Source organism: Actinomyces gerencseriae DSM 6844, from assembly GCF_000429265.1.
Lineage (GTDB): Bacteria > Actinomycetota > Actinomycetes > Actinomycetales > Actinomycetaceae > Actinomyces > Actinomyces gerencseriae.
In genome coordinates this window covers 195,346-211,275 of sequence record NZ_AUBN01000006.1, presented here as the reverse complement: position 1 = coordinate 211,275, position 15,930 = coordinate 195,346, and the positions used below count along the sequence as shown (strand labels likewise).

Genomic DNA, 15,930 nt, shown 5'->3' with positions numbered 1-15,930 from the left:
GGGAGCATGCGGTGGGCATATTCAGGGGGTGCGGAGGGCGTATGACCTGGACAAGCAGCGCGCGGCCAGGTGCATCCGTCTCCTCCGGATGCGCCTGGCCGTGCTGTCCGTGTCACTCCCTCGCGGGGGAGCTCATTTCCCGCCTGTCTTGATCGACCCGATGATCTGCGAGATCTTTCCCGTGATCGCTTCTCCGATGGACTTGTCCTTCCCGCTCACGGCCGCGGCCGCGGCCGCGACGATGGCGACGACGACCAGGCCGATGCCCGCGTACTCGACCATCGTCTGACCGCGCTCGCTGTCGCGCAGGTCGGTCCACGCCTGCTGAATGCGGACCTGAAGGCGGAGCAGGGAGTTGTTGTTCATCATGACCTCCGTGTGATGGGATGGAGCCGGAGGGCCGGCTGCGTCCTGCTGACGGAATGAAAAGTAGGCGGGCCCCCGCCCCGGGGCGCAGGGGCGGGCGCCTCGATCAGCGCCCTTGATTCCGCCCCAGCCAGGCGGAGACCGCCTCGGCCCGGTTGTGGACGTCGATCTTGGGATAGGCGGCATTGAGATAGTTCTTGACGGTCCGCTCGGACAGGTACAGCCGGGACGCGATCTCCGCATTCGACAGGCCCCCGGCCGCGAGGTCGAGGATCTCGGCCTCGCGCTCGGTCAGGTGCTCGCGCAGGGGGTTGGGGCGGTCGGCCTCGGAGGGGTGGAGCACGACCTCGGCCGCCTCCCGGCCGAGGACGAGTCCGCCGTGCCGACAGGTCTCGATGGCTCCGGCGACCTCGTTGACGCCCAGCTGGCCGTGCACCAGGTACCCGCGTGCGCCGGCGTCGATCGCCCGGCGGATCAGCGCCGGATCCTTCAATGACGTGAGCATGATGACGGACATGCGATCGACGAGCTCGGGGAGGATGTCCAGGCCGCTGCGCCCTGGCATCGAGATGTCCAGCAGGACGATCTCCGGCGACTCGGCGGTGGCTGTCTCCAGGGCCGCGAAGGCGTCCTCGGCCTCGACCACCTCCGTCACCGAGTCCACCCGCGTCAGCACCGCTCGAAGACCCGCGCGCACGATGGCGTTGTCATCCACGATCATGATCTTCACGTTCGTGCCTCCCGGGTGGTCGTCAGCGATGTCAGTGGGACGAGCAGCCGTGTCCGCAGTCCGATGCCGGGCTCCGGGTGCGACTCGATGCTCAGCTCGGCGCCGAGGACCTCGGCGCGCTCACGCATCCCCGTGAGGCCGTAGTGCCCCTCGGGAAGGAGGGGCTCACCGCCGTCCGTGTCGAGTCCGATGCCGTCGTCGCTGATCTCCATGCGCAGCCGGTCCCCCTCCGTTCGGGCGGAGAAGCGCATCGTGGTGGCCCGGGCGTGCTTCTCGATATTGGTGAGCGCCTCTCCGAGCACGCGCTGGAGCTGCCACATCGCCTCCGGCGAGCACGGCAGGCGCGGTGCCGACTCGGAGTCGGCGCGGATCGCTGCAATGCCGGTTCGGGCGCTCCAGCGCGCGACCTCTTCGGCGAGGGCTCCCACGGCGTCGTTCTCGCCGCTGATCCGCAGGCCGTCCAGGACCAGGCGAGCCTCCCGGCTGGCCTCGTCCGCCGACTCGAAGAGGGTGCGGCTGAGAACGGCGTCCTCATGATTCGTCGTGCGCAGCGAGTCGTCGAGGGTCTCGGCGAGCATTCTGATGCCGTGGATGCTCTTCGCCAGCGAGTCGTGGAGGTCCCGGGCGATCGTCAGGCGCTCGGTGAGAGCGCGCTCCTCGGCACGGGCGGCGGCGGCCTCGGCGGTGAGCCTGCCGACCTCCTGGAGCTGGACGAACAGACGATTGCCGAGGAGGACGCCCGCTGCGATGCCGAGGATCGAGATGATCGAGATCGCCGACGGGAGCGGCGCGTGGCTCGGCCTCATCGTGATGAGAATGGTCAGGATGCCGGTCGTCCACACGGCGGCCCAGGCCGCGCTCGTGATGATGCCGATCAGCAGCGCGGAGGTCAGGATGTAGGCGATGGTCAGCGCGTATGCGCCGTTGAAGGCGTCGGACAGGGTGAAGACGAGCGCTCCGGTGACGATGAGGTCCGTGCAGGGGAAGAGCCGGCCCCAGCTGGCCACGGCCGGGGCTCGCCGTACGGTTCGCAGCAGTATCCAGCTCAGACTCATCGTCACGAAGAGGGAGACGATCGACGGGATCGAGGTGCCGTTCGTTATGAGAATCAGTTCGCAGGTGAGCAGGATGCCCAGCCTCACGTCGCAGATGAGTCCTACGGCACCGGACATGCTGCGGTCCCGTATCTCCTGCGCCAGGGGCGGCCGGACGATCGTTGTCTGAGACGTCATCGTCAACCACCGAAGATGCGGGCGAAGACGTCTCGATTGGCGTACAGCATGCCGCCCGTCATGAGGATGATCGTGCCCGGCAGCATGGTCATCGTGGCGACGAGCGAGACCTTCGGCGAGGCCTTGGCGGCATCACGGCGCACCTGCTCGGCGCGTTCGCGTCTGATCTCCTTGACGATCGCCTGCAGGGCGTCGCCGATCGGGGTCCCCAGTTCCTCGGACTGGAGGAGGGCCGTGACGAAGGTGTCGATGCTGTCCGAGCGGCTCCGCCTCCTGACCGCGGAGAAGGCGTCTCGCCGGGATACCCCCAGACGCATCTCGTGGAGAGCGGTGGTCATCTCCTCGGACACCGGTCCCTCGAAGCGCTCGCAGACGCGCTCCAGCGCGTTTCGAAACGGGAGTCCGGAACGGACGGCGACCGCGAGGATGTCGAGGAAGTCGGGCAGGTCCTGGTTGATCCTCCTCTGCCGGCCGCGAAGAGACTGGGCGAGCCACAGCTGCATCCATCCTGAGAAGATGATGGCGATCACGACTCCGAGGACCGGCTGGTCCAGCAGGACGAAGACGAGCAGCAGGCCCGTGCTGAGCAGGACGAAACCCGCTTCGCGCTGAATGAACAGGTCGAGATGCAGGCCCTCCGGGTTGCCGGCGCTCCTGAGCCGCTGGTTGAGCGTGCTCAGGCGCACCGGCCCGTAGAGACGGCGAAGCACCTGCTGCCCCCGCAGCCCCAGGGCGTCGATGAACCTGACGAAGACGCCCTCGCGTCGGTGCGCGTCGGTCCCGACCGACTCATCCGTTCCGCCCGTCCCGCCGGTTTCGGTCGCGGGACCGGCCATGTGCCCCGTGCCGTCATCCCGGATCATTCGAATGCCGTTGGCGACCGCGAGCACGAAGCACGCGGCGAGGAGGCCCGCGCCGAGGGCGACCATGTCACACCTCCACCCGTGAGACGGTCTTGATGAGCAGGGCGCCGAGTCCGAAGAAGATGAGGGCGGCCAGCAGGACGAGGCGACCGATGAGGGAGGAGGCCATGTCGTCGAGGACGCCCGGTTTCATGAGATTGAGGAGTACGACGCACCCCACGCCCATGACGGGAACGATGTAGCCGCTGACCGCCGAGCCGAGAATCGCGGTGCGCACTTCGCGGTGCAGTTGCTTGCGGTCCTCGAGGGCGAAGGCGATCTCCTGCAGGGCGGCGACCAGGGTGCCGCCGGACCTGGACTGAATGATGATGGTGCGCACGAGGACGTCGAGCTCGCGCGAGGGCATCCGCTCCGAGAGGTCGGTCAGGGAGGCGTCCAGCGCCCATCCCAGTCCGAGCTGGGCGACCACTCGACTCAGCTCCGTCCTCGCGGGCTCCGGAACCTCCGCCGCCGCCATTCCGAGGGCCCGTTCCACGGACATTCCCGCCGAGGTGCCGTTGGACAGGAGCCGGGAGACATCCGGGAGCTGGGCGATGAAGTGCTCGGTTCGCCGGGCCGCGCGGCGCTGCATCCACCGGGAGAAGGCGAGCGGCACTGCGGCCGCCAGGACGCCGCCCGCGATCCGTCCGATGAACGGACGCGTTCCCAGGAACACGATGATGATGCCGGCTGCGAGGATCAGCTCGGTGCCCGCCGGATCCCAGTCGAGTCCGGCCCCGGTGAGCCGTTTGCGGAGCGCGCGGCCGAGGGGCGACCGCCGCAGCGGTGCCAGGAGGAGGCCCGTCGGCCTGGTTCGACGGGAGCTCTCCGCCGCCCCCAGGCTCTGCGCGACCCGAGCGGCGCGCTCAGCGCCGGTCCCCAATGACAGCACCGCGGCGGCGCCGGCGGCGATCGTCACCGCTGTGCTGAGGAGGATGACCCCGATGCCGTTCATGCTGCTGCTCCCGTCAGCCCCTCCGGGAGCGACTGGCCGTGCTGGAGTACTCGTCGTGCCATGGCTCCCGGGATCCCGCCGAACTCGAAGCTCCCCTCGCCACGGCGAGTCGCACGGACGTAGTGCAGGATCGGGCACGTCGCATACGCCTCTCGACGCTGCGACGTGACCGCGTCGATGCCGCTGACCCGGCGCACCCCCGAGGAGTCCCTCTCCAGCTGGACGATGACGTCGATGGCGCCGTTGATCTGGTCGCGCACGGTCTCCACCGGGAGGGCGACGTCCGACATCGAGGCGAGTGTCTCCAGACGACTGAGCGCGTCCACCGGGGAGTTCGCGTGCACCGTGGTGAGCGAGCCCTCGTGCCCGGTGTTCATGGCCTGGAGCATGTCCAGGGTCTCACCTCCGCGAACCTCTCCGACGATGATCCGATCCGGACGCATGCGCAGGGAGTTGCGCACCAGGTCGCGTATGGCGATCTGACCGCGTCCCTCGATGTTGGCAGGGCGCGCCTCCAGACGCACCACGTGGGGCTGCTGCAGCGAGAGCTCGGCGGCGTCCTCGATGGTGATGATGCGCTCGTGCTCCGGGATCGTGCCGGAGAGGGCGTTGAGGAAGGTGGTCTTGCCGGAACCGGTTCCGCCCGAGATGAGAATGCTGAGCCTCGCCGCCACCAGGGCGCCGAGAAGATCCGCGGCCTGCTGAGGCAGGCTGCGGCGAGCCACGAGATCCGCGAGGTGGAAGGGTTGGGGGAAGCGGCGGATCGTGATCGTCGGCCCGTCCAGGGCGAGTGGCGGGATGATGACGTTGACGCGTTCGCCCCCGGGCAGGCGGGCGTCCACCATGGGGCTCGACTCATCCACACGGCGATTGACCGAGGAGACGACGCGGTCGATGAGCCGGTAGAGATCCGCCTCGGAGGCGAACCGGGTGGGGACCCGCTCGATCCTGCCGGCGCGCTCCACGAAGACGTCGTCCGCGCCATTGACCATGATCTCGGTGACACTGCGGTCCGCCACCAGAGGCTCGAGCACACCGAGGCCGACGGCGTCATCGACGATCCGTGTGATGAGCCACGTTCTTTCCCGGGGCGACATGACCGGCCCCTCCAGGGACAGGAGCCGGGAGAGCATTCGCTCCAGCCGCGCTCGCTGCTGGGGGAGATCGAGCCCGGCCACCTCCTCCAGGTCGACCTCCTCCAGCAGACGGGCCCGATACCGGGTGACGAGCTCCTCCCTGCTGTTCGCCACCGGATGCCCTCCTGCGGCGGGCGAGGCCGTGCGATCTCTCAGCGCCATGTCAGTCCTCCGGGAAGTAGGCCGTTCGCGTCACGGTGACGTGCCTGGTGGTGAAGGCCGGCAGGCCGATCGGAACCCGTGCCGTCACCCGCACGCAGTGCTCCGAACCGCAGCTGTCCGTGACCGACTCGAGCGCGACCCAGTCCGGCAGGGACCGCTCCGCGGCGGCCGTGGCGGATCGCCCGAGCATGGCGGCGCGAGCGCCGTCGCGGGCGGCCGCGCTCGTGGAGGTCACGGTGGAGATGGCCAGGAAGCCTTGAAGGAGGAGAAGCAGGACGACGAGCAGGACCGGGATGAAGCCGGCGAGCTCGATGTCGAGGGCGCCGCGCTCGACGCGGCGCAGCCCGTGCAGCAGGCGTTGCGATGACGGGGCGGTCATGATCGCCCCTCCCGGACGATCCCGGCCTCGGCGGACGTGCGGAGCTCGACGACGGAGGGCACCGGCAGGGCGACGGTGACCGTGTCGTCGGGGTGCCGAGTGATGGTCATGCTCGAGTCGTACGCATCGGGAAGATGATCGGCGACGTCCCGGCGGACCTCCTCGGCGCTCATGCCGATGCCGTAGTCGCGAGCCGCCTCCTCGGCGGCGTTGTTGGCGAGCATGGAGGAGATCCCGTAGCCGAGGAGCTGCACGCACAGAAGGAGCGCTGCTGTGGCGAGGGCGAAGACCACGGGGAACTCCACCGTGACCTGGCCCTTGTCGGAGCGCTCGCGCCAGTGCCTCCCCTTTCCTCCTCTGCGCCGTCGGGGCGACGACCGGGCCTCGTCCTCCGGCTCGGGCGGGGGCGACGTCGATGCGCCTGCCCGCCCGGCCAGGATCGTGCCCGTGATGGAGCGCACGGCCTTGGCCAGGGGCGGCACCTCCGTCGTGAGCAGCGCGTTCGAGTTGACCGTCATCTCCATTCGCGTCGTCAGGTCCGGGATGCTGACGATCAGCGGAACCGCCGCCATTTTCGCCGCCGTCCTGGGCTGAATCTCGCGCCGGCGGCCACTGCGATTGACGATGAGGCCCATGGAGCGCCCGTGGGCGATGCCGAGCCGGTGGAGCGCGTCCGTCAGCCGCCGCACGGAGCGCACGGCCGGGGTGTCGGGAGTCGCCACGATGAGGACCCGATCGGCCGAGTCGAGCGCCATCGCCAGGACGTCGTCCAGGCGCCCGCCGCAGTCGAGGACGACGTGGTCGAACTGATAGCGCAGCACGGAGATGACCTGGCGGGTGGCGGTCTCGGTCACCGCCTCGCCCATCTCGCCATGATCCGGTGCGGGCAGCAGGGCGATTCCGCCCGGCAGCGGGTACATGACCTCCGAGAGTTCCCGGGAGCTCGCCTCCGCGGCGATGTCCACCAGGTCCGCGATCGAGCGTCGCGCGGACAGACCCGTCATGGCGGCGAGATCTCCTCCGCGCACGTCGAGGTCCACCAGGCAGGTGCGGGTGCGCCGCGCCAGCTGGGCCGCGGTCATGAGCGCGACGGTGGAGGCGCCGACGCCGCCCTTGGCTCCGACGATGGCGGTGACGCTGCCGGGGCGGTGAGCGCCGGGATCGTCGTGGGAGCCCGCCTCGTTGCGGACCGCCTGCGACCAGGCCAGGACCGGTTGGAGACGACTGTTCAGCTCCTCCAGGGAGAGCGGTACGGCGAGCACGGTGCGCGCTCCCGCGTCCATGGCGGCGGTGAGAACCTCGACGCTCCGGCCGCGGGAGAGCAGGACGACCGGGGTGAGCGGATGGGAGCGGGAGATCTCCTGCGTGACGGCCAGAGCGGAGACGCCCCCGAGAGCCTCGTCCACGAGGACGCAGGACGCGCTGCCGGCGCGCAGGGACTCGCGCAGGCGGTCGGGGGAGTCCACGGCCACGACCTCGCCGAGGCCTTCCGCCTCCGCGATGGCGGCGGTGACCTGGATGCGGACCTGTTCGTCGTCGGTCAACACGTACTGTGTCATTGATTACCTCCGTTGGTGGTGGGGGTGCCCGCCGGCGCCGAGTACTCGGGATCGCCGACGGAGCCGTTGTCGCCGTCGCGGCGCAGAAGAAGGCGCACCTTCTTGGAGAAGCTCTCGGCGTAGGCGAGCTTGAGCGAGTCATCCGGGGTGAGGGCGAAGGTCACGGGCACGGCTTGCGCCTCGGTGAAGTCGCCGGAGGAGTTCTCGTCCTCCACCGTGGTGGCGACACCGACGTTGGTGATGAGCGCGTTCTGGATGATGACGTGAGCGGACTGCTGATCGGTTCCGGGGTCCTGCAGGGTGGAGACGACGTCGACGCGAGAGCCGGATGCGATCCTGCCGGCCACGCCGGTCTCGGCGTCGACCATGATCGTCACCTCGCGATAGCCCTCGGTCAGCTGGGGCGGATCCTGGAGCATGCTGGTCTGGAGGACGGCGCCCCGTCGGTAGGAGGCGGCGGCGACCTCGCCCTGGACATCGGACAGGTCGTGGACGGCGTCCTTCGGGGCCCAGCGCTCGGGCACCTGCACGGCGGTGACGTCGGCCGCGGTGATCTCCTGCAGCTCGGTCACATCCTTCGACAGCTCCAGCACGGTGGTCCTGGGGCCGACCTGCGAGGAGACGGACTGGACGTAGTTGAAGACGGCTCCGAAGGTGACGACGGCCCCGAGGACTGTGACGAGGATGAGCAGAACTCCTCGTCGTTGACGCGGATTCATCGGATCTCCTTCGCTGGACGGGGCCGAGGAGGGCGCTGCGGATGCGGTGCGGGAGCCGGTGCGGGCCCGGGAGGATCCGCATACGGCCATGTGCCGCACATGAGGCATCCCGCTGGAAGGGACATCCGGCCGCAGCGGGGGCAGCTCGTTCGGGCGACGCGGGCGAGCGCCTCGGTGATGAGCGGGGCGGGATCCGCGTCGAGCACCGTCATCTCCGCCCACGCCTTCGCCGGCCATCGCCGGGATGCCCGCTGAAGGCGTTCGCGGCGGAGTCCGAGCCGAGCGAGGTCCGCGGTGACCCGCCCCTTCTCGTCATCGGCCGCCCAGACGCCCATGCGCCCGGGCGCGGGGGCGACCCACGCGGGACCGCTGATCCTGGTGATGCGGTTCCGATTCAGATCCAGTTCGAAGCGGGCCCCGGGCAGCATGCTTCGCGCGTGCTGCCAGACGGACGGGGAGGGGATGGCGACCCTCCTGACCGATGTGAGCACGACACGGGTGCGCAGCACGGGGCGCAGCGCGTCGATGACGACCGGAGCCTGGCCGAGCGCTCGGGGACTGAGCGGGCGCAGGCAGTGGGCGAGCACCCTGAAGCGGGTCTCGGACTCGTCCACTGGCAGTACACCCGGCGCGCCCCGGCTCAGAGCCGCGCGGATCAGCCGGGCAGCGCGCTCGTCGTCGCCGACGCGGCACAGCAGGAGGGCGGGAGCGGGGCCCAGGGCCTCGAGCGCGTCGATGGCCTGAAGCGCGTCCTGCTCGCCGGCCGTATCGGCCGGGGACTGGGAGCCGGTGAGCACAAGCATTCGGGAGGGACTTCCTGTGTCGTCAATTATCGAATCAACTGGGAATCGATTATCGAGGCGTGCGCCGTGTTGTCCTGGTGAACGGCTCCGCCTGTAATGAGTAAGGTAGGCCGGGCGCTTTTCTTGTGCCATGGGTACAGGTGCCCATGTATTCGACTGGCCTTATGCGACGTGGATCGATTCAATGCTTCGCCGATGCGACGATGATCTATTCGATGAGAATAGTATCCTCTCGCACTTTTCCGCATGCTGGTGCGAACGAGCGCACCGATCGGTGCAGCCGGTCCGCGGTGCGATGGCGGTGGTCCGAGACGGTCGGGAATCGGGTTCCCGGTGCGGGATTCGTCCAGTCGGCGATGATTCGGGAAATGAGGATGATCCGGATGGTCCAGGCGGTTCGGATCATCCGGACGAATATTATGCTGACGTTCTTCCTCGTCAGGCGACGGCCAGGGGCCAGCTCATCAGGGCGCCCGCGATGAGGTGCGGACCGTAGGCCATGGGATCCTTCCGCCCGGCGCGACGAGTGATGAGAAGAAAAATGGCGGCGAGTCCGCCGAGGGCGACCCCGGCGCACAGACCGAGGGTGAGCGGTAGTACGCCGTACCAGCCCAGCCAGAGACCGATGACCGTGCAGAGCTTGACATCCCCCAGCCCCAGGCCGGAGGGCGCCAGTGTGAGCAGCAGGCCGGTCGCTCCCGCCCCGAGCGCGCACAGCCCCGCCCGGATCGCCGCGTGGGCGTTCCCGGGATGGGCGACGACGGCCACGACGCCGCAGGCCGACAGCCATGCCGCCGTCGCCCCCAGGAGGCGGTTGGGCAGGAGGTGGGCGACGGCGTCGACGCAGGCGGCGCTCGTCAGCAGGGCGTAGACGGGGACGGCGACGAGTGCCGCGCCCATGACGTCCGCCGTCATGCCCCACCACGCGCAGAATCCGCAGAGCGCGAGCGAGAGCAGGCTCTGCGGGACGATGGCCAGAAGGCCGGGGCGGGGCGGCGTCGAGTATTCGGAGCGCTCTCGGTCCTCGGGGCGGTCGATGCCGCTGCCCCTGTCGTCGTGCCCGAGGGGATCGCGAACGTAACGGCGCGTCCACGCCGATACCGGGCCGGCCACGAGCGCCACCGAGCACGCGGCCACGGTCGCCAGGACCCAAGGATGGAACACCGACATGGGGATGCCTCTCAGACGAGTCGGACGAGTTCGGGCGGTCGTATCCACGGCCCCACCGTCGGCGGGGCGGGCAGGGACGACAGCATGCTGCCCGTGCGGATGCCCAGGCGGGCGGCTCCGCCCCGCACCATCTCGACGACGGCGGCGGCACGCGGGTGCGGCAGTCCGATACGGCCGGGGCGCAGGGGCCTCACGCCCAGCACTCTGCCGGGACGGGTCACGTGGATGACGTCGATCGCGTACCGCATGCCCAGGCAGTGCACCCAGTTGCAGCGGGGGATCCACAGGGCGCCGTCGATGCCGTCGGTGCCGAGCAGTCCTTTGCCGCGCTGCCGGCGGGTGCGCGCGATCCACAGCGGCGTGCCGGTGTCCTCCCCGTCGATGGTGAGGCGGGGGAGCCCGCCTACCGGCGTCGTCGACCAGATCGGTGTCGTCGTCATGTTCGGAGGCTAGGGAGGGGGGATCGGGCCGGGGCAGGGGCGTTCGCCCCCATGTCATGGGGCGCCGGCCCGGTCTGGGCGAGGCGGGCGTGACCGAACGCACTGTCGTCGGAGCCTCTGAGCGCTTGCGCCTTCGTCCCCGGCAACCTGTAACCTGTCGCTCGCCAAAGACCGCAGGTCCCCCACCCCGGTGGGGCCAAGTCCGACGCCGCGTGTTCGCCGCTGAGTCGTCACGGAATCGCAGAGTCGGAGCCCGCGCAGGTGAGAGACGAGTCCACTCCGAATGAGGAGCGCGAGCCCCGTGCCCACCGGCGCGGGGCTTTTCGATGAAGGGCGCCGGGCGCCTGCGGCAGACCACGGAAGGAGGGCCCATGGCACGGCCTGACAAGGAAGCGGCTGTTGCCGACCTGGCGGACAAGTTCCGCTCCTGCGGCGCTGTCCTGCTGACCGAGTACCGCGGGTTGAGCGTCGCCGATCTCAGGGCGCTGCGTCGCTCTCTCGCCGATAACGCCGAGTACGCCGTGGTGAAGAACACGCTGGCCGCGATCGCCGCCCGACGGGTCGGGCTCGAGGCGCTCGCGGGCGACTTCACGGGCCCCACGGCCCTGACCTTCGTCACCGGCGAGCCGGTCGAGGCCGCCAAGGCGCTGCGTGACTTCGCCAGGGAGAACAAGAACCTCGTCGTCAAGGGCGGCGTCATGGACGGCAACGTCATGGACGCCGCCGAGGTCGACAGACTTGCTTCGCTCGAGTCCCGCGAGGTGCTGCTCGCCAAGGCCGCGGGCGCCATGAAGGCGTCGCTGTCCAAGGCCGCGTACCTCTTCGCCGCGCCCGCCTCCAAGGCGGTCCGCACTGTCGACGCCCTGCGCGAGAAGCAGGAGACCGCGGCCTGAGGCCGCGCGCGTCAATCACCATCACACACACCCTGTGCTGACTGTGCTGACAAGAGCTGCCATGCGACAGTGCAGGACCCGTTTTGCAGGAAGGAACGCCCACCATGGCGAAGCTGACCACCGAAGAGCTCATTGAGCAGTTCAAGGACCTCACCCTTCTCGAGCTGTCCGAGTTCGTCAAGGCCTTCGAGGAGACCTTCGACGTCACCGCAGCCGCTCCGGCCGCCGCCGTCGTCGCAGCCGCTCCGGGCGCGGCCGGCGAGGCCGCCGCCGAGGAGGAGAAGGACGAGTTCGACGTCGTTCTCGAGGCCGCCGGCGACAAGAAGATTCAGGTCATCAAGGAGGTGCGCACCCTGACCTCCCTCGGTCTGAAGGAGGCCAAGGAGCTCGTCGACGGCGCCCCCAAGGCCGTTCTCGAGGGCGCCAACAAGGAGGCCGCTGAGAAGGCGAAGGCCCAGCTCGAGGGCGCGGGCGCCACCGTCACCCTCAAGTGACCCCCTCCCCGTCCCCTCGGCCACTCGGCTTCGGGGCGGGCCATCCGCTTCCGGCTCCTTCGAGGACCGACTGAGACCGAGGCTCTCGACACCGACCGGGCCCCGTTCGCATCACGTGAACGGGGCCCGGTTCGCGGTGCCGGAGCTGCGGGGAGCCGGACTGCGGGGCGCCGTGCTCGAGGGGGCGCTGGTGCCGTGAGGCTCCGGGGCGGGATCCGGGTGGGCGGGACGGGGCAGTATGCGTGACTGTGGTGCGAATCGCAAGACCCGATGCTCCTTCGGGCGTAGCCCGTGGTGTATCGGACGTGTACGCTAGCGCTTTGCGTCCATTGTGTGTACTGGCTTCGGTCGCACCGTCAGGGCTTCGGCGCCAATCGCTGGGGCCTCGCCGGGAAGACGGTATCGCACGTACTGCTGCGGACGCAGTGTGATCCCCGAGATGAGGGAAGGATCCCCTTTGGCTGCCTCGCGCACCTCTGCACCCACCGCCGCTGACATCGCCGCACGTACCGCGTCGCGTCGTATCAATTTTGCGAAGATCGCCGAGCCCATGCAGGCTCCCAACCTGCTCGCCCTCCAGACCGAGAGCTTCGACTGGCTCGTCGGCAACGAGAAGTGGCGCGCTCGCGTGGACGCCGCCAACGCCGAGCGTCCGGGATCTCTGCCCGAGACCTCCGGTCTGGAGGAGATCTTCGACGAGATCTCCCCGATCGAGGACTTCGGGGAGACCATGGCCCTGTCCTTCCACGACCATCGCTTCGAGGAGCCCAAGTACACCGCGGAGGAGTGCCAGGAGAAGGACCTCACCTACTCCGCCCCCCTGTACGTCGTCGCCGACTTCGAGAACTTCTCGACCGGTGAGATCAAGTCGCAGACGGTCTTCATGGGCGACTTCCCGCTCATGACGGACAAGGGCACCTTCATCGTCAACGGATCCGAGCGCGTCGTCGTCTCCCAGCTCGTGCGCTCGCCGGGCGTCTACTTCGAGCGCACCACCGAGAAGGCCAGCGACAAGTACGTCTACAACGTCAAGTTCATCCCCTCGCGCGGCGCCTGGCTCGAGTTCGAGATCGACAAGAACGACCACGTGGCCGTGCGCGTGGACCGCAAGCGCAAGCAGGACATCACCGTCTTCCTGCTCGCCCTGGGCATGGACGAGGCCGAGATCCGACAGGAGTTCAAGGACTACCCGGCGCTGACCTCCGCCCTGGACGAGGACCGCAAGGTCACCACCCAGGACGACGCCCTCCTGGACATCTACAAGAAGATCCGTCCGGGCGAGCCGCCGAGCGTCGAGGCGGGTCGCACCCTGCTGGAGAACTTCTACTTCAATGCCAAGCGCTACGACCTGGCCAAGGTCGGCCGCTACAAGATCAACAAGAAGCTCGGTCTGGCCGGGGACCTGACCGACTCCGTCCTGCGTATCGAGGACATCACCGCGGCCATCAAGTACCTCCTGGCCCTGCACGCCGGTGCCGAGACCATCGAGGGCGTGCGCGACGGCGAGATCGTCGACATCGTCGTCGAGTTCGACGACATCGACCACCTCGGCAACCGCCGTATCCGCGCCGTGGGCGAGCTCATCCAGTCCCAGGTGCGCACCGGCATGAGCCGCATGGAGCGCCAGGTCCGCGAGCGCATGACCACCCAGGACGTCGAGGCCATCACGCCCAACACCCTGATCAACATCCGGCCCGTGACGGCCGCGATCAAGGAGTTCTTCGGGACCTCGCAGCTCAGCCAGTTCATGGACCAGAACAACCCGCTGGCGGGTCTGACCCACAAGCGCCGTCTGTCCGCGCTGGGCCCCGGGGGCCTGTCCCGTGAGCGCGCCTCCATGGAGGTCCGCGACGTCCACACCTCCCACTACGGCCGCATGTGCCCCATCGAGTCCCCCGAGGGCCCGAACATCGGTCTCATCGGCTCGCTGGCGACCTTCGCCCGCATCAACCCCTTCGGCTTCATCGAGACGCCCTATCGCGTCGTCGTCGATGGCCGGGTCACCGATGAGACCCACTACCTGACGGCCGACGACGAGGACCGCCACGTCATCGCCCAGGCCAATGTCGAGCTGACCCCCGACGGCCACTTCGCCGAGGACCATGTCCTGTGCCGGGTCACCGGCGGCGAGCCGGCGCTCGTGGCGGCCGACCAGGTCGACCTCATGGACGTCTCCCCGCGCCAGATGGTGTCGGTGGGCACCTCGCTCATCCCCTTCCTCGAGCACGACGACGCCAACCGCGCCCTCATGGGCGCCAACATGCAGCGTCAGGCCGTGCCGCTCATCCGTCCCGACGCCCCGCTCGTGGGCACCGGGATGGAGCGGCGCACGGCGGTGGACGCCGGCGACGTGCTCGTGGCCGACAAGGCCGGTGTCGTCACCGAGGTCTGCGCGGACTTCGTGCGCGTGGCGGGCGACGACGGCACGGAGAAGGTCTACAAGGTCGCGAAGTTCCGCCGCTCCAATCAGGGCAACTGCTACAACCAGCGCGTCGTGGCCACCGAGGGGGAGCGGGTCGAGGTCGGCTCCGTCCTGGCCGACGGCCCCGCCACGGCCGACGGCGACCTGGCCCTGGGCCAGAACCTCCTGGTCGCCTTCATGACCTGGGAGGGTCTCAACTACGAGGACGCCATCATCGTGTCCCAGCGCGTCGTGTCCGACGACCTGCTCACCTCGATCCATATCGAGGAGCACGAGGTCGACGCCCGCGACACCAAGCTCGGCGCCGAGGAGATCACCCGCGACATCCCCAATGTCAGCGAGGAGACGCTGGCCAACCTCGACGAGCGCGGCATCATCCGCATCGGCGCCGAGGTCCGCAGCGGCGACATCCTGGTCGGCAAGGTGACCCCCAAGGGAGAGACCGAGCTGACCAGCGAGGAGCGCCTCCTGCGCGCCATCTTCGGCGAGAAGGCGCGCGAGGTCCGCGATACCTCCCTGCGCGTGCCGCACGGCGAGTACGGCATCGTCACCGGTGTGCGCGAGTTCGACGCCTCCACCGAGGACGCCGAGATGCCGGCCGGCGTCAATCGCATGGTGCGCGTCTACATCGCCCAGCGCCGTAAGATCACGGTGGGCGACAAGCTCTCCGGCCGTCATGGCAACAAGGGCGTCATCTCCAAGATCAACCCGGTCGAGGACATGCCCTTCCTGGCCGACGGCACCCCGGTCGACGTCATCCTCAACCCGCTGGGCGTGCCCAGCCGCATGAACGTCGGCCAGGTCCTCGAGCTGCACCTGGGATGGGTGGCCTCCCGCGGCTGGGACGCCTCCACGGCCCACGAGTCCGGCGAGGAGTGGGCCGCCCGCCTGCCCGAGGACGGCGTGACCGCCGAGCCGCGCACGCCGGTGGCCACCCCCGTCTTCGACGGCGTGCGCGACGACGAGCTCATGGGCCTGCTGGACTCGACTCTGCCCAGCCCCGACGGCGTCCAGCTGGTTCAGCCCAATGGCAAGGCGCGCCTGTTCGACGGCCGCTCCGGCGAGCCCTTCCCGTACCCGGTCTCGGTGGGCTACATGTACATCCTCAAGCTCCACCACCTCGTGGACGACAAGATCCACGCCCGCTCCACCGGCCCGTACTCCATGATCACCCAGCAGCCGCTGGGCGGTAAGGCCCAGTTCGGCGGACAGCGCTTCGGCGAGATGGAGGTGTGGGCCATGGAGGCCTATGGCGCCGCCCATGCCCTCCAGGAGCTGCTCACGGTCAAGTCCGACGACGTCAACGGCCGCGTCAAGGTCTACGAGGCCATCGTCAAGGGCGAGGACATCCCCGAGCCCGGCATCCCCGAGTCCTTCAAGGTGCTCATGAAGGAGATGCAGTCGCTGTGCCTGAACGTCGAGGCCCTCGATGCCGAGGGCGGTGTCATCGGCCTGGACGACACCGACGACGACTCCCGTCGCGCCTCCGAGGAGCTCGGCTTCGACCTGGGCCGTCGTCCGGGCGGATCCACCGTGTCCACGGTCGACGAGATCTGAGTGGTCACCCC

15 protein-coding genes are annotated in these 15,930 nt (G+C 69.1%); 3 read left to right on the top strand and 12 right to left on the bottom strand.

Features of this window, described 5'->3' with window-relative positions:
• Nucleotides 1-132: 132 nt before the first annotated feature.
• The 12 genes from G448_RS0102565 to G448_RS14840 all read right to left on the bottom strand — a co-directional run bounded on the left by G448_RS0102565 (nucleotide 133) and on the right by G448_RS14840 (nucleotide 10,553).
• Nucleotides 133-369 (bottom strand): hypothetical protein, encoded by a 237-nt coding sequence (locus G448_RS0102565; protein ID WP_026406707.1) that lies wholly within the window; start codon nucleotides 367-369, stop codon nucleotides 133-135.
• Nucleotides 370-472: 103 nt separating this feature from the next.
• Nucleotides 473-1,087 carry a response regulator transcription factor gene (locus tag G448_RS0102560; protein ID WP_245572161.1) on the bottom strand — a complete coding sequence of 205 codons (615 nt, stop codon included), beginning with the start codon at nucleotides 1,085-1,087 and terminating at the stop codon, nucleotides 473-475.
• Between the two features lie 5 nt (nucleotides 1,088-1,092).
• Entirely contained in the window at nucleotides 1,093-2,328 is a 1,236-nt protein-coding gene (locus G448_RS0102555; protein WP_245572152.1) for a sensor histidine kinase, read from the bottom strand.
• 2 nt (nucleotides 2,329-2,330) lie between these two features.
• Nucleotides 2,331-3,257 (bottom strand): type II secretion system F family protein, encoded by a 927-nt coding sequence (locus tag G448_RS0102550; RefSeq protein ID WP_026406704.1) that lies wholly within the window; start codon nucleotides 3,255-3,257, stop codon nucleotides 2,331-2,333.
• Nucleotide 3,258: 1 nt separating this feature from the next.
• Nucleotides 3,259-4,185 carry a type II secretion system F family protein gene (locus G448_RS0102545; RefSeq protein WP_026406703.1) on the bottom strand — a complete coding sequence of 309 codons (927 nt, stop codon included), beginning with the start codon at nucleotides 4,183-4,185 and terminating at the stop codon, nucleotides 3,259-3,261.
• Nucleotides 4,182-5,435 carry a TadA family conjugal transfer-associated ATPase gene (locus G448_RS0102540; RefSeq protein WP_245572151.1) on the bottom strand — a complete coding sequence of 418 codons (1,254 nt, stop codon included), beginning with the start codon at nucleotides 5,433-5,435 and terminating at the stop codon, nucleotides 4,182-4,184. The genes G448_RS0102545 and G448_RS0102540 overlap by 4 nt, the downstream gene beginning before the upstream one ends.
• 49 nt (nucleotides 5,436-5,484) lie before the next feature.
• The gene (locus G448_RS0102535) at nucleotides 5,485-5,862 is read right to left on the bottom strand and encodes a TadE/TadG family type IV pilus assembly protein (RefSeq protein ID WP_026406701.1); all 378 of its coding nucleotides are present in this window, start codon (nucleotides 5,860-5,862) and stop codon (nucleotides 5,485-5,487) included.
• Nucleotides 5,859-7,421 (bottom strand): CpaE/TadZ family protein, encoded by a 1,563-nt coding sequence (locus G448_RS0102530; RefSeq protein WP_026406700.1) that lies wholly within the window; start codon nucleotides 7,419-7,421, stop codon nucleotides 5,859-5,861. Before G448_RS0102530 ends, G448_RS0102535 begins: the two co-directional genes overlap by 4 nt.
• Complete coding sequence (gene cpaB / locus G448_RS0102525) at nucleotides 7,418-8,140, bottom strand: Flp pilus assembly protein CpaB (protein WP_026406699.1); 723 nt, start codon at nucleotides 8,138-8,140, stop codon at nucleotides 7,418-7,420. The genes G448_RS0102530 and cpaB overlap by 4 nt, the downstream gene beginning before the upstream one ends.
• The gene (locus G448_RS0102520) at nucleotides 8,137-8,943 is read right to left on the bottom strand and encodes a hypothetical protein (RefSeq protein ID WP_026406698.1); all 807 of its coding nucleotides are present in this window, start codon (nucleotides 8,941-8,943) and stop codon (nucleotides 8,137-8,139) included. The genes cpaB and G448_RS0102520 overlap by 4 nt, the downstream gene beginning before the upstream one ends.
• 438 nt (nucleotides 8,944-9,381) lie before the next feature.
• Nucleotides 9,382-10,113 (bottom strand): prepilin peptidase, encoded by a 732-nt coding sequence (locus tag G448_RS0102515; protein ID WP_026406697.1) that lies wholly within the window; start codon nucleotides 10,111-10,113, stop codon nucleotides 9,382-9,384.
• Between the two features lie 11 nt (nucleotides 10,114-10,124).
• The gene (locus G448_RS14840) at nucleotides 10,125-10,553 is read right to left on the bottom strand and encodes a DUF192 domain-containing protein (protein ID WP_051268537.1); all 429 of its coding nucleotides are present in this window, start codon (nucleotides 10,551-10,553) and stop codon (nucleotides 10,125-10,127) included.
• Nucleotides 10,554-10,924: 371 nt separating this feature from the next.
• On the opposite strand from G448_RS14840, the gene rplJ reads away from it, so the two are divergent.
• The 3 genes from rplJ (at nucleotide 10,925) to rpoB (ending at nucleotide 15,919) form a co-directional block, all read left to right on the top strand.
• Complete coding sequence (rplJ, locus tag G448_RS0102505) at nucleotides 10,925-11,446, top strand: 50S ribosomal protein L10 (protein ID WP_026406696.1); 522 nt, start codon at nucleotides 10,925-10,927, stop codon at nucleotides 11,444-11,446.
• A 104-nt stretch (nucleotides 11,447-11,550) separates the two neighbouring features.
• Nucleotides 11,551-11,940, top strand: a complete 390-nt coding sequence (rplL, locus tag G448_RS0102500) for a 50S ribosomal protein L7/L12 (RefSeq protein ID WP_026406695.1) — start codon at nucleotides 11,551-11,553, stop codon at nucleotides 11,938-11,940.
• Nucleotides 11,941-12,397: 457 nt separating this feature from the next.
• Nucleotides 12,398-15,919, top strand: a complete 3,522-nt coding sequence (gene rpoB, locus G448_RS0102495; RefSeq protein ID WP_026406694.1) for a DNA-directed RNA polymerase subunit beta — start codon at nucleotides 12,398-12,400, stop codon at nucleotides 15,917-15,919.
• Nucleotides 15,920-15,930 lie beyond the last annotated feature (11 nt).

What these genes read in the sequence shown, in the direction of transcription:
- G448_RS0102565 (WP_026406707.1), bottom strand. Translation starts at nt 369, where the DNA reads ATGATGAACAACAACTCCCTGCTCCGCCTTCAGGTCCGCATTCAGCAG.
- G448_RS0102560 (WP_245572161.1), bottom strand. Translation starts at nt 1,087, where the DNA reads ATGATCGTGGATGACAACGCCATCGTGCGCGCGGGTCTTCGAGCGGTG.
- G448_RS0102555 (WP_245572152.1), bottom strand. Translation starts at nt 2,328, where the DNA reads ATGACGTCTCAGACAACGATCGTCCGGCCGCCCCTGGCGCAGGAGATA.
- G448_RS0102550 (WP_026406704.1), bottom strand. Translation starts at nt 3,257, where the DNA reads ATGGTCGCCCTCGGCGCGGGCCTCCTCGCCGCGTGCTTCGTGCTCGCG.
- G448_RS0102545 (WP_026406703.1), bottom strand. Translation starts at nt 4,185, where the DNA reads ATGAACGGCATCGGGGTCATCCTCCTCAGCACAGCGGTGACGATCGCC.
- G448_RS0102535 (WP_026406701.1), bottom strand. Translation starts at nt 5,862, where the DNA reads ATGACCGCCCCGTCATCGCAACGCCTGCTGCACGGGCTGCGCCGCGTC.
- G448_RS0102530 (WP_026406700.1), bottom strand. Translation starts at nt 7,421, where the DNA reads ATGACACAGTACGTGTTGACCGACGACGAACAGGTCCGCATCCAGGTC.
- cpaB (WP_026406699.1), bottom strand. Translation starts at nt 8,140, where the DNA reads ATGAATCCGCGTCAACGACGAGGAGTTCTGCTCATCCTCGTCACAGTC.
- G448_RS0102520 (WP_026406698.1), bottom strand. Translation starts at nt 8,943, where the DNA reads ATGCTTGTGCTCACCGGCTCCCAGTCCCCGGCCGATACGGCCGGCGAG.
- G448_RS0102515 (WP_026406697.1), bottom strand. Translation starts at nt 10,113, where the DNA reads ATGTCGGTGTTCCATCCTTGGGTCCTGGCGACCGTGGCCGCGTGCTCG.
- G448_RS14840 (WP_051268537.1), bottom strand. Translation starts at nt 10,553, where the DNA reads ATGACGACGACACCGATCTGGTCGACGACGCCGGTAGGCGGGCTCCCC.
- rplJ (WP_026406696.1), top strand. Translation starts at nt 10,925, where the DNA reads ATGGCACGGCCTGACAAGGAAGCGGCTGTTGCCGACCTGGCGGACAAG.
- rplL (WP_026406695.1), top strand. Translation starts at nt 11,551, where the DNA reads ATGGCGAAGCTGACCACCGAAGAGCTCATTGAGCAGTTCAAGGACCTC.